This window comes from Jeotgalibacillus terrae (assembly GCF_016908195.1).
Classification (GTDB): Bacteria; Bacillota; Bacilli; order Bacillales; family Jeotgalibacillaceae; genus Jeotgalibacillus; species Jeotgalibacillus terrae.
The window spans coordinates 44,324-68,749 of record NZ_JAFBDK010000012.1; the positions used below are offsets into that span (position 1 = coordinate 44,324).

Consider the following 24,426-nt stretch of genomic DNA (forward strand, 5'->3'; position numbering starts at 1 on the left):
ATGAGTAAGGTACGTGTATATGAATACGCTAAAAAGCAAAATGTCACCAGTAAAGAAGTAATTGATAAATTAAAAACAATGAATATTGAAGTGAAGAACCATATGGCAGCATTAGAAAATGAGGCTGTTGCGAAATTGGATAAGGCTTACACAGGCGGACAGGACAAACCTGCAAGCCAGAATAAGCCGCAAAGCCAGAATCGCCCGGCTCAGAATAATCAACAAAACCGTGGTAAAGGCGGCGGTCCTCAGGCGAATAACCGCGGCGGTAAAGGCGGACAGGGCAACCAGGGCGGTAAAGGCCGTGGCGGTCAGCAGCGTCCCGGTCAAAACAACCGTGGTGGCAAGAATAACCGCAATCAAAAAAACAAGCAGCCTTTCACACCAACACCAATGAAGCCAAGAGAGCTTCCTGAAAAAATTACATTTACAGAATCATTAACAGTAGCTGAACTTGCTAAGAAGCTTCACAAAGAACCTTCTGAAATTGTGAAAAAGCTGTTCATGGTTGGTGTAATGGCAACAGTCAATCAGGAACTTGATAAAGACTCAATCGAGCTGATCTGTGATGATTACGGCGTAGCAGTTGAAGAAGAAATTCTGATTGATTCAACGGATCTTGAAACATATTTCGATGAAGAATCAGATGCTGACAAGCTTGTTGAGCGACCGTCAGTCGTTACGATCATGGGGCACGTTGACCATGGTAAAACAACGCTTCTTGATTCAATCCGTAAAACAAAAGTAACTGAAGGCGAAGCTGGTGGAATCACCCAGCATATCGGTGCTTATCAGATTGAAAATGATGATAAGAAGATCACTTTCCTTGATACACCAGGGCACGCTGCATTTACAACAATGCGTGCACGTGGAGCGAAAGTTACTGATATTACAATTCTTGTAGTAGCAGCTGATGATGGCGTTATGCCACAGACAGTTGAAGCAATTAACCATGCTAAAGCTGCTGAAGTACCGATTATTATCGCTGTGAATAAAATGGACAAGCCTTCAGCTAATCCTGACCGTGTGATGCAGGAACTGACTGAACACGGACTTGTACCTGAAGCGTGGGGCGGAGACACGATCTTCGTACCAGTTTCAGCACTAACAGGCGAAGGTATTGACAGTCTGCTTGAAATGATCGGCCTTGTATCAGAAGTTGAAGAGCTTAAAGCAGATCCTACTCGACGTGCAATGGGTACTGTAATTGAAGCAGAACTTGATAAGGGTCGCGGATCAGTGGCTACACTATTGGTACAGGACGGTACACTTCGCGTTGGAGATCCGATCGTTGTCGGTACGACATTCGGACGTGTGCGTGCAATGGTGAATGATGTTGGCCGCCGTGTGAAAGAAGCAGGCCCTTCAACACCAGTCGAAATCACTGGACTGAATGATGTTCCGCTTGCAGGAGACCGTTTTGTTGTGTTTGAAGATGAGAAAACTGCTCGTTCAATCGGTGAATCACGTGCGCAGCAGGCACTTCAGGCTCAGCGCGGAGAAAAAACACGCGTATCACTTGATAACCTGTTTGAACAAATGAAGCAGGGTGAAATGAAAGACCTGAACGTGATCGTAAAAGGTGATGTGCAGGGTTCAGTCGAAGCCGTTGCTGCTTCACTTCTTAAGATCGAAGTTGAAGGCGTAAATGTTAAAATTATTCATACAGCAGTTGGTGCCATTACTGAATCAGATATCACACTTGCAGCAGCATCAAATGCGATCGTAATCGGATTTAATGTACGTCCGGATGCAAACGCGAAGCGTGCAGCAGATGCAGAGCAGGTTGATGTAAGACTTCACAGAATCATTTATAAAGTCATTGAAGAGATCGAATCAGCAATGACTGGACTGCTTGATCCTGAGTTCGAAGAAAAAGTAATCGGACAGGCTGAAGTACGCCAGACATTCAAAGTATCGAAAGTTGGTACAATTGCCGGAAGTTATGTAACTGAAGGCAAAATCACCCGTGACAGCGGCGTCAGATTGATCCGCGACGGTATTGTAGTCTTTGAAGGCGAACTTGATACGCTGAAGCGTTACAAAGATGATGCTAAAGAAGTAGCAAAAGGCTATGAGTGCGGTATCACCCTTAAAAATTATAATGATGTAAAAGAAGGGGACATTTTTGAAGCGTTTGTGATGGAAGAAATTAAGCGCTAATGATTGTCCGTGCTGAATGTGAATTTCATTTACCTCTTTCACACTCATTAAAAGAAAAACGATCTGTGTTAAAACGGGTCCTTAACAGGGTAAAGCAAAGGTATAATGTTTCCGCTGCTGAGACAGACTATCAGGATAAGTGGCAGCGCACTGTGATTGAACTTGTTTCAGCAGCAGCAGATTATACGGCTGCTGAAGCAGAAATACATCGTGCAGTCTCTTTTATGGAGTCATTTCCAGAATGGGAGCCTGTCGCTTCCCGGTTAGAACGTCTTTAACGGAAATAAATTTTCTTGATAAGAGGTGGCATGTTATGTCATTGCGCTCAAACAGAGTCGGAGAACAAATGAAAAAAGAGCTTGGCGATATTATTGGCCGCAAAATAAAGGATCCAAGAATCGGTTTTGTCACAGTAACAGATGTTGAAGTAACAGGTGATCTTCAGCAGGCAACTGTTTATATAACTGTTCTTGGGGACGAGGAACAGCGTGAGAATACGCTGCGCGGCCTTGCTAAAGCAAAAGGGTTTATCCGTTCTGAAATTGGACAGAGAATCAGGCTGAGAAAAACACCTGAACTGCTGTTTGAATTTGATGAATCAATTGAGACGGGTAACCGTATTGAATCATTGATCAGAGACTTAAAAGAACGCGAATAAGTAAAAGGCAGGCAGATCTTATTCTGTCTGCCTTTTTTAGCATGTAATTAAATGAAAGGAGTAATTTCAAATGAATGGTATTCTCCCTTTGTGGAAAGACCCAGGCATGACATCTCATGACTGTGTATTTAAAGTAAGGAAAATATTGAAAACAAAAAAAGTCGGGCATACTGGTACACTTGATCCTGACGTCGATGGCGTACTCCCAATCTGTATTGGGCGTGCCACTAAAATAGCAGAATATATAACAGAAGCAGGTAAATCTTACAGAGCTCAGATTGTCATAGGTGAATCAACTGAAACTGAAGATGCCTCGGGTCCTGTAGTGAATAAAAAGGATGTTCCACAACGGATCAGCCTTGATAATCTGCTTGCAGCAGCCGGACAATTAACCGGGGATATTGAACAGACGCCTCCTATGTATTCAGCAGTTAAAGTGAAAGGGAAGAGACTTTATGAATACGCAAGGGAAGGAAAAACCATCGAACGTCCGACACGGGTTGTGAAGATCCATGAGATTGTGATTGATGAATCTTCACTCTTCTATAATGAAGAGAATCAAACTTTTACTTTTTCAGCCGATATCAAATGCGGTAAAGGTACTTATATCAGGACGCTTGCTGTAATGTTCGGGGAAATACTTGGCTATCCGGCGCACATGAAGAAATTGACGCGGACTTCTTCTGCACAATTCACAGCTTCTGATTGTGTCACACTCGATCAGCTTGCAGCACTTGAGCATCCCGGAGAAATCTTAAAACCTGCAGAACTCGGGTTAAGTGGTTTGAAGAAGCTCTCAGTAAGTGATAAAGTTGCTAGTAAAGTGAAACACGGTGCGGTGCTCGAGGTTCCCGCAGAATGGACTGGTGAGATGGGAGAACCGGTTGCTGTGTTTTATGAGAATACAGTTTTAGCTATTTATCACCTTCATCCGGAAAAAGCCGGTCTGATTAAGCCGGTAAAAGTGATTTGGACAGGATGAGAAAGGAAACGTTATGAAAGTATATACGCTTCATCACCCGCATCAATTTAACAAAGATGATTTTCCTCCGTTGTCAATCGCTCTTGGGTTTTTTGATGGTGTGCATAAAGGTCATCAGAAAGTCATCCAAACTGCGAAGGAATATGCCGATACTCACGGTGTCAAAAGTGCTGTAATGACATTTGACCCTCACCCCTCGGTTGTATTGAGTTCAAAAAAGAAGAGCGTTGAGTATTTGTCATCAGTAGACCAGAAAATCAGTAAAATCGATCAAATGGGAATTGATTATGTGTTGATTGTCCGATTTACCTCTGCTTTTGCTTCACTTGAACCCCAGGAGTTTGTAGATCAATATCTGATTGGTCTGAATGCCGTACATATCACTGCAGGCTTTGACTATACTTACGGTAAATTCGGAAGAGGAAAAATGGAGACACTCCCTTTTCATGCAAGAGGCATCTTCACATCTACAATCGTTGAAAAGCAGGTGGATCATGACGAGAAAATCAGTTCCACAAGAATCCGTGAACTGCTCGCACATGGAGATGTAGAAATTGCGTCCCATCTGCTTGGAAGCTTTTATGAAACGGAAGGACTTGTGATCCATGGTGAAAAGAGAGGCCGGAAAATCGGTTTTCCAACAGCGAATATTGAAACACTGAATGGTCTGTTAATCCCTTCTACAGGTGTATATGCTGTCAGAATGAAAATTCAGAATACATGGTATGATGGAATATGCAATGTAGGATATAAACCAACATTCAATGATCCGGATCAGGCTGCGCTGAGTGTGGAAGTTCATTTATTTAATTACAGCGAAAGCATATATGGTGAGAAGGTAAATGTACAATGGCTCAAACGGATCCGAAGTGAAAAGAAATTTAATGGTATTGATGAACTGATTGCACAAATTGAAAAGGATAAAGATGAAGCAATTCACATCTTGTCTGATCAGCGCTGAAGATACACAGGTTGCATCACACCACTGCTTATGGTAGTATATTTTATGTACGAATGAACCTTTGCTTGGCATCGCGGTTACTCCGCCGTCTGCTCGGTAACAGGGGATTTTAATAAAAATTACAGGAGGCTATTTATCATGGCTATTACACAAGAACGTAAAAACGAAATTATTCAGGAATTCCGTACGCACGAAGGCGACACAGGATCTGTAGAAGTTCAGGTAGCAATTCTTACTGAAGACATCAACAACCTGAACCAGCACCTTCGCACTCATAAGAAAGACCACCACTCACGCCGCGGACTATTCAAAATGGTAGGACGTCGCCGTAACCTGTTGACTTACCTTCGTAATAACGACGTAGCTCGTTACCGCGAACTGATCAACAAGCTTGGTCTTCGTCGATAAGAATGAAGTAATGATGAAAAGCGGGCCTCGTCCCGCTTTTTTATTAGGATAAAAAAGCAAGTATTTGTACATAGTGAAAAGACGTATTGCAGATTTACTATGGTTAATGAAGAAAGGAGTTTTTAGATGGATCAGAATAAACAAGTTTTTACAACCAACTGGGCAGGAAGAGAGCTTACAGTTGAAGTAGGTCAGCTCGCAAAGCAGGCAAGCGGTGCAGCTCTTATCCGTTATGGCGATACAGTCGTATTAAGTACAGCGGTTGGTTCTAAAGAGCCTAAACCACTGGACTTTTTCCCGTTAACAGTCAACTATGAAGAGCGTATGTACTCAGTAGGTAAAATCCCGGGTGGATTTATTAAGCGTGAGGGTCGTCCAAGTGAACGTGCAGTTCTGACAAGCCGTCTGATTGACCGTCCAATCCGTCCTTTATTCCCTGATGGATTCCGTAACGATGTTCAGATCATGAGTATGGTCATGAGTGTGGATCAGGATTGCTCATCAGAAATGGCAGCAATGTTAGGTTCTTCACTTTCTCTAAGTGTATCTGATATTCCATTCGGCGGTCCGATTGCAGGCGTCATGGTTGGATTAATTGATGGAGAATTCATTATTAATCCGACAATTGACCAGCAGAACAAGAGTGAGATGGAATTGATTGTTGCCGGTACGAAGGATGCAATCAACATGGTTGAAGCAGGAGCGTTTGAAGTATCAGAAGAGAAGATGCTTGAAGCGATTATGTTTGGACATGAAGAAATCAAAAAGCTGATTGCTTTCCAGGAAGAGATCGTTGCTGCGTGCGGTAAAGAGAAGCGTGAAATCGTATTAGCTGAGCTGAATGAAGATGTCGTCAGCAGAATGCAGGACATGGCTGGTGAAAAGCTGGTTTCAGCTGTTCAGACACATGAAAAGCATGCCAGAGATGAAGCAATCTCAGCGGTTAAAAAAGAAGTGCTTGCTGTCCTTGAAGAAGAGGAAGCTGGTGAGGATTACGTGAAGGACGCGAAAAAAGCGCTTGATCAGATGGTCAAGGCTGAAGTACGCCGTCAAATCACTCAGGACAAGCTGCGCCCTGATGGCCGTAAGCCGAATGAAATCCGTCCGCTTTCTTCAGAAGTTGGAACACTTCCGAGAACACACGGATCAGGTCTATTCACACGTGGACAGACCCAGGCACTAAGTATTGCAACACTTGGACCTTTAGGTGACGTACAGATTATAGATGGCCTTGGGCTTGAGGAATCAAAACGTTTTATGCACCACTATAACTTCCCGTTATTCAGCGTTGGGGAAACTGGTCCAATCAGAGGACCTGGCCGTCGTGAAATTGGTCACGGTGCCCTTGGTGAGCGCGCACTTGAGAAAGTACTTCCTGATGAAAAAGAATTCCCATACACGATCCGTCTTGTATCAGAAGTACTTGAATCAAATGGATCTACTTCACAGGCGAGTATCTGTGCAAGTACACTTGCAATGATGGATGCAGGTGTTCCGTTGAAAGCGCCTGTAGCAGGTATTGCAATGGGTCTTGTTAAATCAGGTGAAGATTATACAATCCTGACAGATATTCAGGGTATGGAAGATTTCCTTGGGGACATGGACTTTAAAGTAGCAGGTACTGCAAAAGGTGTCACTGCACTTCAAATGGATATTAAAATTGATGGACTGACGAAAGAAATTCTTGAAGAAGCACTGATGCAGGCAAAAGAAGGCAGAATGCATATTCTTGATTCTATGCTCAGCACAATCAGCGAACCTAGAACAGAACTTTCAGAATACGCACCTAAAATTATCCAGCTGTCAATTAAGCCTGATAAAATCCGCGATGTAATTGGGCCGAGCGGTAAAACAATCAATAAGATTATTGAAGAAACAGGTGTTAAAATTGATATCGAGCAGGATGGTACAGTCTTTATCGCATCAGCTGATTCTGAAATGAATGCGAAAGCGAAGCAGATCATTGAAGATATGGTGAGAGAAGCAAAAGTGGGTCAAAACTATCTTGGTAAGGTAAAACGCATTGAGAAGTTTGGTGCCTTTGTTGAGATCTTCAGCGGTAAAGATGGACTTGTCCATATCTCTGAACTGCAGGAAGAGCGTACAAGCAAGGTTGAGGATGTTCTGTCACTTGGCGATCAGATCGAAGTGAAGGTTACAGAGATCGATAACCAGGGCAGAGTAAATCTTTCACGTAAAGCTGTACTGAAAGAACAGAAAGAAAGAGAAGAACAGAAGTAAGATAAAAGCCGGCTGCTTAGCCGGTTTTTCTATGCAGTTTAATTTAAATAATGGAATATAATATTAAATGCTTACTTTTTGCACGATATAAAGCTTTTTTAAGTGAAAAATATCCCGAACCATAGTAGAATATTTCATTAAGTGCATTAAGTTTAGGAGATGTTTTTTATGATTACACGTTACACCTGCAAAAATGGTCTGAGAATTGTGTATGAACATATCCCGTCAGTCAGATCTGCTGCAGTCGGCATATGGATAGGTACAGGCTCTAGAGATGAAACGCCGGAAAATAACGGGATCTCCCATTTTATTGAACATATGCTGTTCAAAGGAACCAAGGAACGTTCTGCAAGAAAAATTGCTGAGGAATTTGACAGAATTGGCGGGCATGTCAATGCATTCACGTCAAAAGAATATACATGCTTTTACGCAAAAGTGCTTGATAATCATGCGAAGCATGCGTTAGACGTGTTAGCAGATATGTTTTTTAACTCAGTCTACGACCCGGAAGAACTTGAAAAAGAAAAAAACGTCGTACTTGAGGAAATTAAGATGTATGAGGATACACCTGATGATATCGTTCATGATCTGCTTGGTGAAGCAGTCTATGGTAAGCATCCGCTTGGATATCCGATACTTGGTACAGAATCAACGCTGAAGTCCTTTACCAGTGAGGATCTGAAAAAATATGTATATGAGATGTATCGTCCTGAAGATGTGGTGATCTCAGCGGCAGGTAATATTGGACCTGATTTTATTAAGGAAATTGAATCATTGTTCGAAGATTATACATCTTCAATTGAAGATAAAAAAGATAATGAAATTCCTGAGTTTCACTACACTCATTTATCCAGGAGAAAAGAAACTGAACAGGCACACCTGTGCCTCGGGTTTGATGGCTTGCCAATTGGACATGAGGATACGTACAGCCTGATTGTACTGAACAATGTACTCGGAGGCAGTATGTCTTCACGGTTGTTTCAGGATGTACGTGAAGATAAGGGTCTTGCCTATTCAGTATTCTCATATCACTCGGCTCACCGGGACAGTGGTTTGCTGACAATCTATGCAGGTACTGGTGCAGAACAGCTTGACGAACTGTATGATACGATCCAGTCGACCCTTTCAAAATTGAAAGCTGACGGTTTAACTGCGGATGAACTGGACTCTTCAAAGGAGCAGCTCAAAGGCAACCTCGTACTGGGGCTTGAAAGTACGAATGCGAGAATGAGCCGAAACGGCAAAAATGAACTGATGCTCGGCAGACACCGCTCGATGGATGAAATGATAGAAAAAATCGACCTGGTGTCCGAAGCGTCTGTCAAAAAAATTGCTGATCAAATTCTCGGCGGAAACTTCGCTTCATCAGTTATCTCTCCCCATGGAGAAAAAGTTTCACTATGAACTTTATAATGATTATAACAGGAGCCTGGACACTGATGTCCGGGCTTTTTTTATTTTGGCTATGATTAATAAAGTCTAACCTTGTTTTAGTACATCTGGTGATTGCAGCGGAAGGGGACCGACTCCAGCAGGGCTCACCGCACGCGCTGCGTAAATCGCCAGCAAGCTTTAATATAGTCTTTATTTATATGTACTTGTTTCGTGGCATACATATAATGAAACAGCTCTTAAAGGAGGCCTTTTTAATGAGAATGAGTGAATTGTACAGAAAAGAAATTATTGATATCAATCAGGCAGAACGGATGGGTGTACTGGGTAATGCAGACATCGAATTTGATGAAAGTACGGGAGAATTGGTTAATCTGCTCATTCCATCAGGGAAATCAAACCCATTTAACCGGGCAAAAGAAGAATATGCGATTCCATGGAAAAACGTCCATGCAGTCGGTAAAGATTTAATACTGATAAGCTCAAATCGTTCACAAGATGATCAGCAATTACATACAATACCGGAGAATAATGATGAATGAAGTGAGTGTGATGGTATGGTCAATGAGAAGTTATACCGCAAAAAGGCAGCGGTGATCGGTGGAGATGCCAGACAGCTTGTCATTGCTGAAAAATTGTGTGAAATAGGTGCTGAAGTATATCTCTGTGGATTTGATCAGCTGAACATGACAGAACCCGGTTACAGAAAAGCGAAGATTGATGAGATCCCATTTAACAGTTTGGATGCGATCATTTTTCCTGTGAGTGGAATCAGCTCCTCAGGTGAAATAAGATCCTCTTTCAGCGCTGAAAATCTGTCAATAGATTATGAACAATTGGATCAGCTGCATGAAAACTGCCTGATTTTCTCAGGAATCAGAACGCCATGGACAGAACGGAGCAATAAAAAATTCATCTATTTATTTGAAGAGGATGCTATTGCGATTTCAAATTCTATTCCAACTGCTGAAGGCATCCTCTGGCTGATTATTCAGCATACTGATTACACCATTCATGGATCAGACATTGTGATAACCGGTGGAGGGAGAGTTGGCATAACGCTTGCAAGAGTGCTTCATTCCCTCTGTGCCAATGTTACAGCTCTTTCTTCAGTTAAAACAGAAATAGCCAGACTGAATGAAATCGGAGTTGACGGGAAGCATTTAAAAGATTTGAACAGATTTATTGCGCAGGCTGATATCTGGGTCAATACAATTCCATCGGATACAATCATAACCGAAAATGCGATGTCAGCCTGCAAACCTGGGATTTTTTTAATAGAACTGGCTTCTGATCCTTCGATTGAACAGCGCAGGATTGCAAGTAAAATGAATCTTCAATATCTTGAGGCGCCGAGCCTTCCCGGTATGGTGGCACCAAAAACTGCTGGTGAAATACTTGCAGAGGCGATTCTCGATCTGGTCATTGAAAAAGGAGGATAAACAGTGTTAGAAAATAAGAGAATAGGTTTCGGTTTTACAGGTTCCCATTGTACGTACCATTTAGTATTGCCTCAATTAATCAGATTAAAGGAATTGGGAGCAGAAATTGTACCAGTCGTCAGTTATACAATGCAGACAACAGATACACGGTTTGGTGAAGGGGAGGAATGGGTTCAAAAAATAGAAAAAGCTGCAGGAGCAAAATGTATCAGAACCATTCCGGACGCAGAACCACTTGGCCCTGTGAAGCCATTAGACTGCATGGTGGTTGCGCCATTGACAGGGAATTCACTGTCAAAGCTTGCAAATGCACTGACAGACTCTCCGGTACTAATGGCGGCAAAGGCCACTATGCGTAATCATAAGCCGGTAGTAGCTGCAATTTCGACCAATGATGGTCTTGGATTAAACGGTGTGAACCTCATGAGACTGATGGCAGCGAAAAATCTGTATTTCGTTCCTTTCAGTCAGGATGATCCTGAGAATAAGCCTAATTCCCTTGTGGCACATATGGATGAGATCCCGGAAACTGTCATTCAGGCGCTAAAAGGCAAACAGCTCCAGCCGGTTATCACTTTATTAAATAAAAGAGATTGAGAAAAGGAAAGCATAAATGATACAATGTGTTGTATGAATACACATTAGTGCTTTACCTGTCTAACGCATTACAGGGAAAGAGTGGAAGGGAGTTTTGTAAATGAAGGGTACAGGATATAACGTAGCAGTAGTAGGAGCAACAGGAGCAGTAGGAACTCAGATGCTCGCAATGCTTGAGCAGAGGAATTTTCCGGTTGAATCAATTAAACTCCTTTCTTCTGCAAGATCAGCAGGACAGACAATTCAATTCAATGGGGCACCGGTAACAGTTGAAGAAGCAACACCGGAAAGCTTTGATGGCGTGCAGATAGCACTGTTTTCAGCAGGAGGCAGCATTTCAAAGAAACTGGCACCTGAAGCTGCAAAACGCGGTGCGATTGTCATTGACAATACGAGTGCCTTCAGAATGGATGAAGATGTGCCACTCGTAGTTCCTGAGGTAAACGAACTTGATCTTCAGCATCATAAAGGGATCATTGCGAACCCGAACTGTTCGACCATTCAAATGGTTGCAGCGCTTGAACCGATCAGAAAAGAATTGGGTCTTGAGAAAGTAATTGTTTCGACATATCAGGCTGTGTCAGGAGCGGGTGTGCAGGCAATTGATGAAATGAAAGAACAATCACAGGCTATTTTGAACGGGGAAGAGCCAAAGGCCAGTGTTTTACCGGTAAAAGGAGATAAAAAGCATTACCAGATTGCATTCAATGCAGTGCCGCAAATTGATGTCTTTGATACAAATGGCTATACGTTTGAAGAAATGAAAATGATTAACGAAACGAAAAAAATTATGCATATGCCTACATTGAAAGTGTCAGCTACATGTGTGAGATTACCAGTCGAGACCGGTCACGCGGAGTCAGTTTATATAGAAGTATCAGAAAAAGGAAAAAATACAGCAGATATCCACCGTATTCTCTCAGAAGCAACGGGTATTACACTGCAGGATAACCCTGATCAGCAGGAGTATCCAATGCCGAGCACTGCTGCAGGTAAAACCGATGTATTCGTGGGAAGAGTACGAAAAGATCCTGACGAAGACCATGGCTTCCATATGTGGATCGTTTCAGATAACTTATTAAAAGGAGCTGCGTGGAACTCAGTACAGATCGCAGAGAGTCTGATCAAACTTAAACTCGTATAACTGTCACGCGCTTTTAAGAGAGGAGCGTTACTTTGCCAATTTCAGTACTGAAATTTGGTGGAACGTCGCTATCAGACTCATGGAAAAGAGAGCAGGCAGTATCCTGTGTAAAAAGGGAACTCGAACTCGAAAATCAGGTGATTATTGTCGTATCAGCTATCGGGAGAATAGGAGCACCGTATTCCACAGATACGCTGTTATCGCTTGCTGAACCGCTGAGTATACCGCCTCATCAGAGATCACTGCTGCTTTCATGCGGAGAAATCATATCAGCGGCTATATTCTCTTCAGCCCTGCATCATGCCGGAGTTGAGTGTGAGATCCTGACAGGAAAACAGGCAGGTCTGAAAACAGACAATGTGTATGATGCTGATATCTGTTCAATGAATACACACTCAGTTTTCACTGAATTGCAGCAGACTGATGTCATCATCATTCCGGGCTTTCAGGGGGAAGATCAGTATGGCAGGGTTGCCACATTGGGCCGCGGAGGCAGTGATACGTCTGCCTGTGCGATTGCAGCAAGTGTGAGCGCCTTATACTGCAAATTATATACAGATGTTGCGGGAATTATGAGTGGGGATCCAAGAATTGTTGATCAGGCAAAAATAGTTCAATCCCTATCTTATGACGAAGCTTTTCATATTGCTCATCAGGGAGCAAAAGTGATTCATCCTAAAGCAGTTGAATGGGCCAGAAAAGGCAATATTCCGGTATGGACCGGGGATCTTTCGGATGATGGCGGGACATGGATTGGTCTGCATCCCCGGACAGAATCAGTTCATTCCGTTACAGCAATTGATCACCTCGTACAGATTGCAGTACAGGCACAGGATTGCGATGCAATATTCAGAATGCTGGCTGAAAAAAATATCAGTATAGACCTGATATCCATTCAGCCGATTGAAGTGAAATTTACTATACATCAGGATGATTATCCTGAATTAAAACGTACTTTAGATGAACAGCATATTTATTTTAAAAGCAGACATCATGTTTCAAAAGTTGCCCTGATCGGAACGCGGATCGCCGGCCGGCCGGGTGTGGCTTCTTCTATCGTGTCACTGCTGACTAAAAGCAATATTAACATCTGGCAGACAGCTGATAGTCATATGACTTTCTGGGTACTTGTGGATCATGCAGATTCAGAGCATGCCCAGCAGCTTCTCCATCAATTTTTTATTAATCCAGAACCAGCAACCGTACAGGAGTGAAGAAAATGAACTTTGGCAGAGTTTCAACTGCAATGGCTACTCCATTTGACCAGGAAAATAATATTGATAACAGCAGGTTGGAAAAGCTGATCAATTATTTAATAGAAAATGGCACCGACTCCCTTGTTGTAGCAGGAACCACGGGGGAATCGCCGACACTGTCTTTTGAAGAAAAAATCAATTTGTTCAAGCAGACTGTAAAAATAGTTAACGGCAGGATACCGGTTGTAGCCGGAACAGGGACGAATAATACTGAATCAACAATCAAGTTGACACTCGCAGCAAAAGAAGCAGGAGTAGACGCAATTATGCTTGTCGCTCCTTACTACAGTAAACCGAGCCAGAAAGGCTTGTTCCAGCATTTCACTAAGGTAGCTGAAAAAGTGGATCTCCCGGTGATGATATACAATATACCAGGGCGTTCTGCTGTTAATATTGAGCCCGGGACGATAATTGAATTGTCCAAAGTACCTAATATAACAGCAGTTAAAGAAGCGAGCGGCAGCCTCGATCAGATGACTGAAATTATTGCAGGAACAGATGAGAACTTTTCTGTCTACAGCGGTGATGACGGCCTGACACTTCCGCTTCTTTCAATCGGTGGTGCTGGTGTTGTATCTGTTACATCACATGTAGCAGGAAATGAAATGCAGGAAATGATCCGTTTATTTCAAGCAGGAGAGCTGGCAAAAGCAGCAAAGATTCATCAAAAACTCCTGCCGCTTACAAGAGCATTATTTGCTCAGCCAAGCCCGGCACCTGTTAAGGCGGTATTAAATCAAAAAGGTATTCAATGCGGAGGCGTGCGACTGCCACTTATTGAACTCGATGAAAATGAAGCGCAGTCTTTAACTGCTTCAGTTGAAAAGTTTGAAGCACACATGAAAGATATTGACTAAGATCCAACAGGCAGGTCTTTTTCCAATTCGGAAAAAGACCTTTTTGATTAATGACGGCCAAAAAGGCGACTTTCATAGAGCCGAGGTGATAAATACGTGTACAGTTTTCCAAACTTACAGTATAATGAACACAGCTGTTTCAAAAGGTCGGATAACATTTTTGTAGGAGGAAATCAGTTTGTCTAAAGAGAAAAATGAAAAATTAAAAATTATTCCTCTCGGCGGTGTAGGCGAGATTGGAAAGAACATGTATGTAATTGAAGTGGACGAGGATTTATTCATTATAGACTCCGGGCTTATGTTCCCGGAAGATGAGATGTTTGGAATCGATATTGTGATTCCGGATTTCCAGTATATCGAAGTAAATAAAGAGCGTGTTAAAGCAATCTTTCTGACACATGGTCATGATGATTCGATCGGATCGCTTCCTTATCTGCTTGAAAAAGTAAAGGTGCCTGTGTACGGATCAAAACTGACAGTTGCCCTAGCAAAAGCATTATTAAAAGAATACGGCTTTAAAGATCGGGTTAAATTTTATACTGTACATGAAAAGAGCAACATGAAATTTGATTCTGTTAATGTTACATTTTTTAATACAACACATAGCATTCCGGATTCACTTGGCATTGCCATTCACACCTCAGAAGGTGCAATTGTGCATACCGGTGAATTCAAATTTGATCAGTCATCAAGAGGCGGATATGCATCGAACATCGGTAAAATGGCTAAACTTGGTGATAAGGGTGTATTTGCGCTGCTTTCAGATAGTACTGAAGCTGAAAAACCCGGGCACACAACATCAGAATCAGTCATTGAAAAACATGTATCAAACAGTATCACTCATGCAAACGGCAGAGTGATTGTCACATGTTATGCTTCAAACCTGATCCGTATTCAACAGATTTTTGATGCAGCAACTGTAAGTAACAGAAAAGTAGCGGTCATTGGAGAAGCGGCTGAGCGCGTTGTAAACGTAGCTTCAAGATTTGAACACCTGACTTATGATGAAGAAACAAGAATTAAACCAAGCGAAATTGATCAGTATAATGATCACGAAATTGTTATTATTCTTTCAGGTACTCATGATGAACCGTTTAAAGTAATGGAAAGTATGGCAAATCAGACGCATCCGATTGTAAATATTCAAGAAGGTGACACTGTGCTGATTACATTTACACCATCACCTGGAATGGAAGTATACTTATACCGTTCTGTTAATGAAATGACAAAAGCAGGCGCAACTGTACTGACTTCGAGTAAGAATGTTCATGTTTCAGGGCATGGCAGTCAGGAAGATCTGAAAATGATGATGAACCTGATGAAGCCAAAGTATTTTATCCCTATTCAAGGTGAATACCGTCATTTGATTACACACGGACGTCTTGCTGAAGAGATGGGTATTCCGCGCTCTAACATCTTTATTGCAGATAAAGGCGATATTGTTGAATATCAGTCCGGCAAGATGAAAATGAGCGGCAGAGTCCAGACGGGTAATGTATTAATTGATGGGAAAGGTGTCGGTGATGTAGGGAATATCGTGTTACGTGACAGAAGACTTCTTTCACAGGACGGTGTATTGCTGGTAGTCGTAACCCTGAACCGCAAAACGAAAACAATTGCTGCTGGACCTGAAGTAATTTCCCGCGGTTTTGTTTATGTCAGAGAGTCAGAAAAGCTGATGGAAGAGTCAGTAACGGCTGTTAGAAATATTGTTGAAAAAAATGTTGAAAACCGTACATTTGACTGGTCCGGAATTAAACAGGAAATCAGGGACTCCCTGAACCATCTGTTATATACACGGACGAAACGCAGACCAATGATTCTTCCTATTATTATGGAAGTGTGAAGTCACTAAAACTGAGCATTCAAAACAGGCAGAAGTTATTCTGTCTGTTTTTTTCAGCCGGAAAAGGAGGTAGATGTATGGCTGAAGCCAAAAGAAAGACAGCAAATCGAAAAACTGCCACGCGAAAGAATACGAAAAGGTCCAAAAAGAAAAATTCTGCCTTTACATATGAATTAACCGGTATTGTAATGATTGCACTTGCACTGATAGCAGCATTCAGACTTGGTGCAGCAGGACAACTGCTTACATTAACTTTTACTTATCTGATTGGGAACTTTCAGCTTCTTTTACCAGTGGCTATTATATTGACATCAGTATACGTGATTCTGTATAGAAAACTGCCTGTCTTAAAAGGGTCTAAAATGAGAGGCGGTCTGCTCATATTGACCGGAATTTTCCTGCTCAGCCACATTCTGCTTTTTGATCAGCTGAGCAGTGAAAATCTGATTACAAACAACAGTATACTTGTCCAGACGCATCGGATTATTATGGATGATTTTACGGTGAATGCAGGAGCCGGGATGGCTGGTGCACTTATTTATGCTATTTTTAATCTGCTCTTTGCTTCAACCGGTTCAAAAATCGTTGCTGCTGTATTTATCATCATTGGTTTATTATTAATTTCAGGCCGGTCAATCGGGGAAACCGGCAGAATGATCGCGGTCTGGGTCATTGCCAGATTTAACGATATGAAAGAAAGTTTATCAGAATGGATAAAAGAAAAGCGTCAGGCTAAGGACGAAAAAATAAAACAAACCCGCACTTCAAGACGCCGGACTTCTATTAAGCAGCCTGAAACTGATCCAGTGATTGAGCACGACGACTCAGAAGAATCTGATGGTTTTGAGCCTCTGATTTCAAGCTTTGCTGAAAAAGCTGCACCTGTTCACCGGGAGGAACCAGTACAGACTGAGTTATCTGATCAACAGGACGAAGAAGAGACGCATGACCCTGCACTTGAAGAGTTTACCTCTTCACCGGGTGTAGAAGAGGTTGAAAATAAAGAGTATCAGGTACCAGCACTTGATTTGCTGGCAATGCCGCCTCATGCAGATCAGAGCAGTGAGTATAAAGCCATACAGAAAAATGCATCTAAACTTGAAAAAACTTTTCAAAGCTTTGGTGTAAAAGCAAAAGTAACTCAGGTTCACCTGGGTCCGGCAGTAACTAAGTATGAGGTTCATCCTGATGTCGGGGTCAAGGTGAGTAAAATTGTGAATCTTAACGATGACTTAGCGCTCGCCCTAGCCGCAAAAGACATCAGGATTGAAGCGCCGATTCCCGGCAAGTCTGCGATTGGAATTGAAGTGCCTAACTCTGAAGTGGCAATGGTCTCACTGAGAGAGGTACTTGAAGCAAATAAGAGTAAAAAAGAAGAAGCCAAACTGCTGATAGGGCTTGGCCGTGATATTACGGGTGAAGCTGTAGCTGCTGAACTGAATAAAATGCCGCATATGCTTGTAGCCGGGGCAACCGGAAGCGGAAAGTCGGTATGTATTAACGGGATCATCGTGTCAATCTTAATGCGTGCAAAACCACATGAAGTAAAATTAATGATGATTGATCCAAAAATGGTTGAGTTAAACGTCTACAACGGAATCCCGCATCTTTTAGCACCTGTTGTGACAGATGCCAGAAAAGCTTCTCAGGCGCTCAAAAAGGTAGTAAGTGAGATGGAACGCAGATATGATCTGTTTTCGCACACTGGTACGAGAAACATCGAAGGATATAATGAATATGTAAGAAAGCATAATGAAAAAAATGATGAGAAGCAGCCTCAACTTCCATTTATTGTTGTGATTGTTGATGAACTGGCTGATTTAATGATGGTTGCTTCAAATGATGTGGAAGACTCTATTACAAGGCTAGCACAAATGGCACGTGCGGCGGGGATTCATTTGATCATTGCAACTCAAAGACCTTCAGTTGATGTCATTACCGGAGTGATTAAAGCAAATATTCCTTCAAGAATCGCTTTTGCAGTTTCTTCACAGATTGATTCCCGCACAATACTTGATACCGGTGGAGCTGAAAAACTGCTTGGCCGCGGGGATATGCTGTTTATGCCTGTAGGTGCCAATAAACCAGTCAGGGTCCAGGGGGCTTTTCTGAGTGATGAAGAGGTCGAAACCGTTGTCAATGCAGTAATCGAACAGCAGAAAGCACAGTATCAGGAGGAAATGATTCCGGATGAAGTTGATGATTCTAAACCTGAAGAGTCTGATGATGAGCTGTATTCCGATGCAGTTGACCTTGTAGCGGATATGCAGACTGCCTCTGTCTCGATGCTTCAAAGAAGGTTCAGAATCGGCTATACGCGTGCTGCAAGATTAATTGATGCAATGGAGCAGCAGGGTATAGTCGGTCCATATGAAGGAAGTAAACCGAGAACTGTTCTGATTTCTAAAGGCGCACAGGAAGAGTGATTTTTCAAGCTGGAATGCACTGCATTCCAGTTTTTTTAAAAAATATTATTCTTTCTAAAAAAAATCAGACATTTGATGTCTGACCTATATACAAGAATATATGCAATAAGATATACTATTGTTACCGCTTTCAAAAATACTATAACGTTACAAAGAATTGATTTTATACCTTTTTTTAACATTAAAAAGGGTTTTTATGCAGATTATATATAAAATCTGTAACAAATGTAATTGTTGTGTAACACAATAGAAAGAATTTTTGTGAAAACTACACAATTGTATTCCTTTTCAAAACGAAAAGTGTTATAGTATTTTCGATTAGTAGGAATGAAATACATCAGATGTCTGATGTCAAAAGAGTTGGTGGTGTCTTTATATGACTATTAAATCAGATAATCGGCATCTGTATCTTCAGGTGATAGACCGACTGAAGAAAGATATCGACAAAGGCGTTTACAAAGAGAAGGAACGCCTCCCTTCAGAGTTTGAATTATCCAGGCAATTAGGGATCAGCAGGGCTACACTCAGGGAAGCGCTCAGAATTCTGGAAGAAGAAAACAGAATAGTCAGGCGCCACGGTGTAGGTACATTTGTCAATGCAAAGCCTTTGTTTTCATCAGGTATCGAACAGCTGTACAGTGTGACAGATATGATACGTATGGCAGGAATGGAACCTGGAACTGTATTTTTGAGTTCTACGATTCATCAGCCGACAGATGAAGACATGAACCGCTTTAAATGTTCCCCTGAAGATGAAATGACAGTTATCGAAAGGGTCAGAACTGCAAACGGGGATCCGGTTGTTTACTGCATTGATAAAATTCCGGCAGACCTGATGCCGACTTCATTCACACACCAGGACAGGTCTATTTTTTCATTGCTTGAGGAAAATGGGGGGATGTACATATCTTATGCAATTACCCACATTGAACCCGCGGGCTATCATGAAAAAGTATCTCCTATTCTAGGTTGTGAACCGGAAACTGCTTTATTGGTTTTAAAGCAGCTGCATTTTGATGAAAATGATCAGCCGGTTTTATATTCTTTAAATTACTTTAAAGCTGACCGGTTCAGTTTTCATGTTGTACGTAAGCGTGTTTAATGCATTTATGCATTCCTACTAATACACGAAAAATTTTTAGGGGGTACCAAAATGAAAAAGCGTAAGTACGGAGTAGCACTATCTATGATTCTTGCAGCAGGTACAGTTCTTGCAGCTTGTGGAAGCGACGAAGAAGCGGATACAGGTTCAGATGAAGGTTCTGCAGGAGGCGGTGAAGGCACAGAAGAAACAAGTGACTTCAAAGTAGCAATGGTAACAGATACTGGCGGCGTAGATGATAAGTCATTTAACCAGTCTGCCTGGGAAGGTCTTCAGCAGTTCGGTGCTGATAATGGTCTTGAAGAAGGTACAGACGGTTATACGTACTTCCAGTCAAACAGTGATGCTGACTATGTGACAAACATGAATACAGCTGTACGTAATGATTTTGACCTTGTTTTTGGTGTTGGTTTCCTGTTGAATCAGGCACTAACTGAGGTAGCAAGTCAAAACCCTGATACAAACTTCGCTCTTATTGATGATGTATCTGAAGGCGATAATGTGGCATCAATCACTTTTAAAGAGCATGAAGGTTCATTCCTTGTAGGTGTTGCAGCTGGTATGGCAACTGAATCAGATCAAATTGGATTTGTTGGCGGTGTTGAATCTGACCTGATCAATAAGTTCGCAGCAGGTTTCCAGGCTGGTGTTGAAGCAGTTAACCCTGATGCAGATGTTCAGATTGAATTCGCTGGTGACTTTAATGATGCAGCACGCGGTCAGCAGATTGCTGCTTCTATGTATGGTTCAGGCGTTGACGTTATTTATCACGCAGCAGGCGGAACGGGTAACGGCGTATTCACAGAAGCTAAAAACCTGAAGCAGCAGGATCCGGATCGTCAGGTTTGGGTAATCGGAGTTGACCGTGATCAGTGGGAAGAAGGACAGGTTGGAGAAGACAATGTAACACTTACTTCAATGGTTAAGCGTGTTGACGTAGCAGTTCAGGACATCTCAACTCGTGCAATGGAAGGCGACTTCCCGGGCGGAGAAGTAATTGAGTATGGAATTCAGGAAGATGGTATTGCAATCTCTGATAGCCAGGACAACCTTTCACAGGAAATCCTTGATGAGATAGCTAATTATAGAGAGCAAATTGTAAATGGTGAAATTGAAGTGCCATCTACTCTTGAGTAATAACAAATGCATAGGGAATGGAGGGGCTGACACAGTCCCGAAATTCCCTTTTTTTTTGCAAGAATGCTAACTGAATAAGGGAACAAAGTCCCTTCTTCATTTAGCATTTTTCAAGAGGGTCTGGAAAAAGAAGTCAGACCTCATTCAACCTACCACTGCACGATAAATAAAGGAGTGATAACGGATGGACTACGTAATAGAAATGCTCGACATCCGAAAAGAGTTTCCGGGGATTGTAGCAAATGATAATATTACGCTTCAATTGAAAAAAGGCGAAATACATGCCCTTTTAGGTGAAAACGGAGCAGGGAAATCAACATTGATGAATGTTCTGTTTGGCCTGTACCAGCCTGAGAAGGGTGAGATCAAAGTTCGTGGTGAAAAGGTGAGAATTACAAGCCCGAATGTTGCAAACGACCTTGGGATCGGGATGGTACACCAGCACTTTATGCTTGTTGATACATTCACTGTAACTGAAAATATTGTACTTGGAATGGAACCGAAAAATGGGATCAATATTGATTTGAAGAGAGCTGAACGTGAAGTACAGGAAATCTCAGACCGATACGGTTTAAAAGTAGATCCCAGGGCTAAAATTGCAGATATATCAGTTGGAATGCAACAGCGTGTAGAGATCCTTAAAACGCTGTACCGCGGAGCAGAAATCCTGATTTTTGATGAACCGACAGCTGTTCTGACACCACAGGAAATTAAAGAACTGATTCAGATCTTCAGAACATTAATTGCTGAAGGTAAGTCGATTATTCTGATCACCCACAAGCTGAAAGAAATTATTGAGGTATGTGATCGAGTAACAGTAATCAGAAAAGGTGTAGGGATTGATACGCTGGATGTAGAAGGGACAACACCAACTCAGCTTGCAAGTCTGATGGTTGGAAGAGAAGTCACTTTTAAAACAGATAAAACTGATTCTAATCCAAAGCACAATGTTTTAGAGGTTACTAATTTAAATGTAAAAGATTCACGTGGAGTGAATGCAGTAAAGGACCTTAACCTCACTGTGCGTGCCGGTGAGATTGTAGGTATTGCCGGAGTAGACGGTAATGGTCAGTCAGAACTGATTGAAGCAATTACAGGTCTCAGAAAAGTTACTTCCGGTAAAATCGAGCTGAACGGAAAAAATCTATCTTCATATAAAACAAGAAAAATTACAGAAGCCGGGGTTGGTCATATTCCGCAGGACAGACACAAGCACGGTCTGGTACTTGACTTCCCAATCGGCGATAATATGGTGCTTCAGACGTATTATCATAAGCCGTATTCTAAATACAGTATGCTGAATAATAAAGAGATTAATAAGCAAGCTAAAAAACTGATTCAGGAATTCGATGTCCGTACGCCATCTGAACACACTCCTGCACGTGCACTTTCAGGCGGTAATCAACAGAAAGCGATTATTGGACGCGAAGTTGATAGAGATCCGGATCTTTTGATTGCTGCACAGCCGACGCGCGGACTTGACGTAGGTGCAATTGAGTTTATTCATAAGCGTCTGATTGAACAGCGTGATAACGGCAAAGCGGTTCTACTTGTATCATTTGAACTTGAAGAAATTATTAATGTAAGTGACCGGATTGCTGTTATTTACGATGGCAGTATTATTGAAATTGTTGACCCGAAGACAACAACTGAACAGGAGCTCGGATTACTGATGGCGGGTTCTAAGAATAAGGCAGGTGAGACAGAGAATGTTTAGTCAATTTAACAGATGGCAGAAAATCCTGATCCCTGTTATCTCTGTTATCCTCGGTTTACTGGTTGGAGCCATTGTAATGCTGGTTTCAGGCTATAATCCGATTGAAGGGTATGCAGCTTTACTGAGCGGTTCGCTTGGAGAAGGATTTTATATCGGTGAAACAGTCAGACAGATTACACCCTATATTTTTGCGGGACTTGCAGTCGCATTTGCATTCCGTACTGGACTATTTAATATCGGTGTGGAAGGTCAGCTTTTAGTTGGTTGGGTTGCATCTGTCTGGGTAGGTCTTGCATTTGATCTGCCGAAAATTATTCACCTGCCAATGGCCGTTCTTGCAGGTGCGGCAGCAGGTGCGCTTTGGGCATTTGTTCCGGGTCTTTTAAAAGCAAAACTTCGCGTTCATGAAGTAATTGTTACGATTATGATGAACTATATTGCACTTCATCTTTGTAACTACCTAGTACGTTATGTCATTTCTGATGAGCAGAATACAACAGAACGCGTACCTGAATCCGCATCACTTAAGTCACCATTTTTCGAAACGCTGACTGAATTTTCCACTATGCACTATGGGATATTCCTTGCGCTCGCAGCAGCTATTATTTATTTCGTTGTTCTTGAAAAAACGACAACTGGTTTTGAATTGCGCTCAGTAGGCTTTAATCAGCATGCTTCTGAATATGCAGGAATGAATGTAAACCGTAATATTATCCTTTCAATGGTTATCTCAGGCGCTTTTGCAGGTCTCGGCGGTGCGATGGAAGGGCTTGGAACATTCGGTTACGGATTCATTCACGGTGCATTCTCAGGCGTAGGTTTTGACGGGATCGCGGTAGCACTGCTTGGTGGTAACGTCGCTTCAGGTGTCATTTTGGCAGCAGCATTATTTGGTATTTTAAAACAGGGTGCATTGATTATGCCTCTTGAGTCAGGTGTACCAACTGAGCTTGTTGAAATCGTTATTGCCATTATTATTTTCTTTGTTGCATCAAGCTACATTATTGCGTATCTGTTGCAGCGTCTTAAAAAGGGGGCAAAATAAATGGATGTTTTATCAGCGTTTGAAATATTAGTAAAATCCATGCTATTTGCATCAGCCCCGCTAATTTTTACAGCACTCGGCGGCGTATTCTCAGAGCGGTCTGGTGTCGTTAATATTGGTCTTGAGGGTCTGATGGTCATTGGTGCCTTTGCTGCAGTTGTATTTAATATTACTTTTGCATCGACTCTTGGAGGGGCAACGCCTTGGGTTGCACTCTTAATCGCAATGATTGTCGGAGGTTTATTTTCATTGCTGCACGCAGTGGCGTCCGTATCATTCCGTGCAGACCAGGTTGTCAGCGGGGTAGCAATTAACTTCCTCGCACTAGGGCTCGGTGTATACTTAATAAAGGACTGGTATGGAGCAGGTCAGACCCCAAAAATTCCTCAGCCGCTTTATTATGAGAGAATACCATTACTGTATGATATTCCAATTATCGGACCTATCTTCTTTAATAACTATATTACATCTTACCTTGCAATTTTTGTTGCGATCATTGCATGGTTCGTTCTATTCAAAACGCCATTCGGCCTGCGCCTGCGTTCTGTAGGGGAGCACCCGATGGCTGCTGATACGATGGGGATTAACGTATATAAAATGCGATATATCGCTGTTGTGCTTTCTGGTGTATTTGGAGGTCTTGGCGGTGGTGTGTATGCACAGACTATTACCCAGGATTTCAGTGCCGGTACGATCACTGGACAGGGCTTTATTGCACTTGCAGCCGTTATTTTCGGTAAGTGGCATCCGCTTGGTGCCATGGGAGCAGCAATGTTCTTTGGTCTTGCTCAGTCTCTGGCAATTATCGGATCAAGTTTCCCATTCCTTGCAGATGTGCCGAACTGGATATTACTGTCAGCTCCTTATATCCTGACAATCCTTGCACTTGCAGGATTTATCGGACGCGCCGATGCACCTAAAGCAAACGGACAGCCCTATATTAAAGGCAGCCGATAAAATGAATGAACCGTCTGATTCTGATCAGGCGGTTTTTTTCATTTAATGATAAATGCTTGTTGTAAAGGTATCAGGAAATGTATAGTGATGATAGT

General features: G+C 42.2%; 21 protein-coding genes. All 21 read left to right on the forward strand.

The features are described from left to right. Positions 1-2,163, forward strand: a complete 2,163-nt coding sequence (gene infB, locus JOD21_RS12655; RefSeq protein WP_204729962.1) for a translation initiation factor IF-2 — start codon at positions 1-3, stop codon at positions 2,161-2,163. A 65-nt stretch (positions 2,164-2,228) separates the two neighbouring features. Further along, positions 2,229-2,441, forward strand: a complete 213-nt coding sequence (locus JOD21_RS12660; RefSeq protein WP_380270029.1) for a DUF503 family protein — start codon at positions 2,229-2,231, stop codon at positions 2,439-2,441. A gap of 35 nt (positions 2,442-2,476) precedes the next feature. Beyond that, positions 2,477-2,821 carry a 30S ribosome-binding factor RbfA gene (gene rbfA / locus JOD21_RS12665; protein ID WP_041122438.1) on the forward strand — a complete coding sequence of 115 codons (345 nt, stop codon included), beginning with the start codon at positions 2,477-2,479 and terminating at the stop codon, positions 2,819-2,821. Between the two features lie 70 nt (positions 2,822-2,891). Beyond that, complete coding sequence (truB, locus tag JOD21_RS12670) at positions 2,892-3,803, forward strand: tRNA pseudouridine(55) synthase TruB (RefSeq protein WP_204729964.1); 912 nt, start codon at positions 2,892-2,894, stop codon at positions 3,801-3,803. Between the two features lie 13 nt (positions 3,804-3,816). Continuing rightward, a complete protein-coding gene (gene ribF, locus JOD21_RS12675) occupies positions 3,817-4,764 on the forward strand; it encodes a bifunctional riboflavin kinase/FAD synthetase (protein WP_204729965.1) in 948 nt (315 codons plus the stop codon). 138 nt (positions 4,765-4,902) lie between these two features. Beyond that, on the forward strand, positions 4,903-5,172 hold the full coding sequence (gene rpsO / locus JOD21_RS12680) for a 30S ribosomal protein S15 (protein ID WP_039808972.1): 270 nt from the start codon (positions 4,903-4,905) through the stop codon (positions 5,170-5,172). 126 nt (positions 5,173-5,298) lie between these two features. Continuing rightward, positions 5,299-7,413 carry a polyribonucleotide nucleotidyltransferase gene (gene pnp / locus JOD21_RS12685; protein ID WP_204729966.1) on the forward strand — a complete coding sequence of 705 codons (2,115 nt, stop codon included), beginning with the start codon at positions 5,299-5,301 and terminating at the stop codon, positions 7,411-7,413. 168 nt (positions 7,414-7,581) lie between these two features. Further along, the gene (locus tag JOD21_RS12690) at positions 7,582-8,817 is read left to right on the forward strand and encodes a M16 family metallopeptidase (protein ID WP_204729967.1); all 1,236 of its coding nucleotides are present in this window, start codon (positions 7,582-7,584) and stop codon (positions 8,815-8,817) included. 245 nt (positions 8,818-9,062) lie between these two features. Beyond that, positions 9,063-9,347, forward strand: coding sequence for a YlmC/YmxH family sporulation protein (locus JOD21_RS12695; protein WP_204729968.1), 285 nt, complete (start codon positions 9,063-9,065; stop codon positions 9,345-9,347). A gap of 15 nt (positions 9,348-9,362) precedes the next feature. Next, complete coding sequence (gene dpsA / locus JOD21_RS12700) at positions 9,363-10,247, forward strand: dipicolinate synthase subunit DpsA (protein WP_204729969.1); 885 nt, start codon at positions 9,363-9,365, stop codon at positions 10,245-10,247. 3 nt (positions 10,248-10,250) lie between these two features. Continuing rightward, positions 10,251-10,844, forward strand: coding sequence for a dipicolinate synthase subunit B (locus JOD21_RS12705; protein ID WP_204729970.1), 594 nt, complete (start codon positions 10,251-10,253; stop codon positions 10,842-10,844). Between the two features lie 100 nt (positions 10,845-10,944). Continuing rightward, positions 10,945-11,988 carry an aspartate-semialdehyde dehydrogenase gene (asd, locus tag JOD21_RS12710; RefSeq protein ID WP_204729971.1) on the forward strand — a complete coding sequence of 348 codons (1,044 nt, stop codon included), beginning with the start codon at positions 10,945-10,947 and terminating at the stop codon, positions 11,986-11,988. Between the two features lie 32 nt (positions 11,989-12,020). Continuing rightward, positions 12,021-13,202, forward strand: a complete 1,182-nt coding sequence (locus JOD21_RS12715; RefSeq protein WP_204729972.1) for an aspartate kinase — start codon at positions 12,021-12,023, stop codon at positions 13,200-13,202. Between the two features lie 5 nt (positions 13,203-13,207). Next, positions 13,208-14,101: a 4-hydroxy-tetrahydrodipicolinate synthase gene (gene dapA / locus JOD21_RS12720; RefSeq protein WP_204729973.1), complete on the forward strand. Its 894-nt coding sequence runs from the start codon at positions 13,208-13,210 to the stop codon at positions 14,099-14,101. Between the two features lie 178 nt (positions 14,102-14,279). After that, positions 14,280-15,947, forward strand: coding sequence for a ribonuclease J (locus tag JOD21_RS12725; RefSeq protein ID WP_204729974.1), 1,668 nt, complete (start codon positions 14,280-14,282; stop codon positions 15,945-15,947). A gap of 77 nt (positions 15,948-16,024) precedes the next feature. Next, the gene (locus tag JOD21_RS12730) at positions 16,025-18,373 is read left to right on the forward strand and encodes a DNA translocase FtsK (protein WP_204729975.1); all 2,349 of its coding nucleotides are present in this window, start codon (positions 16,025-16,027) and stop codon (positions 18,371-18,373) included. Between the two features lie 376 nt (positions 18,374-18,749). Next, positions 18,750-19,475 (forward strand): GntR family transcriptional regulator, encoded by a 726-nt coding sequence (locus tag JOD21_RS12735; RefSeq protein WP_204729976.1) that lies wholly within the window; start codon positions 18,750-18,752, stop codon positions 19,473-19,475. A gap of 51 nt (positions 19,476-19,526) precedes the next feature. Continuing rightward, positions 19,527-20,612: a BMP family lipoprotein gene (locus JOD21_RS12740; protein ID WP_204729977.1), complete on the forward strand. Its 1,086-nt coding sequence runs from the start codon at positions 19,527-19,529 to the stop codon at positions 20,610-20,612. 184 nt (positions 20,613-20,796) lie between these two features. After that, positions 20,797-22,329 (forward strand): ABC transporter ATP-binding protein, encoded by a 1,533-nt coding sequence (locus JOD21_RS12745; protein ID WP_204729978.1) that lies wholly within the window; start codon positions 20,797-20,799, stop codon positions 22,327-22,329. Further along, positions 22,322-23,374 carry an ABC transporter permease gene (locus tag JOD21_RS12750; protein ID WP_204729979.1) on the forward strand — a complete coding sequence of 351 codons (1,053 nt, stop codon included), beginning with the start codon at positions 22,322-22,324 and terminating at the stop codon, positions 23,372-23,374. The genes JOD21_RS12745 and JOD21_RS12750 overlap by 8 nt, the downstream gene beginning before the upstream one ends. Continuing rightward, positions 23,375-24,331 carry an ABC transporter permease gene (locus JOD21_RS12755; protein WP_204729980.1) on the forward strand — a complete coding sequence of 319 codons (957 nt, stop codon included), beginning with the start codon at positions 23,375-23,377 and terminating at the stop codon, positions 24,329-24,331. Positions 24,332-24,426 lie beyond the last annotated feature (95 nt).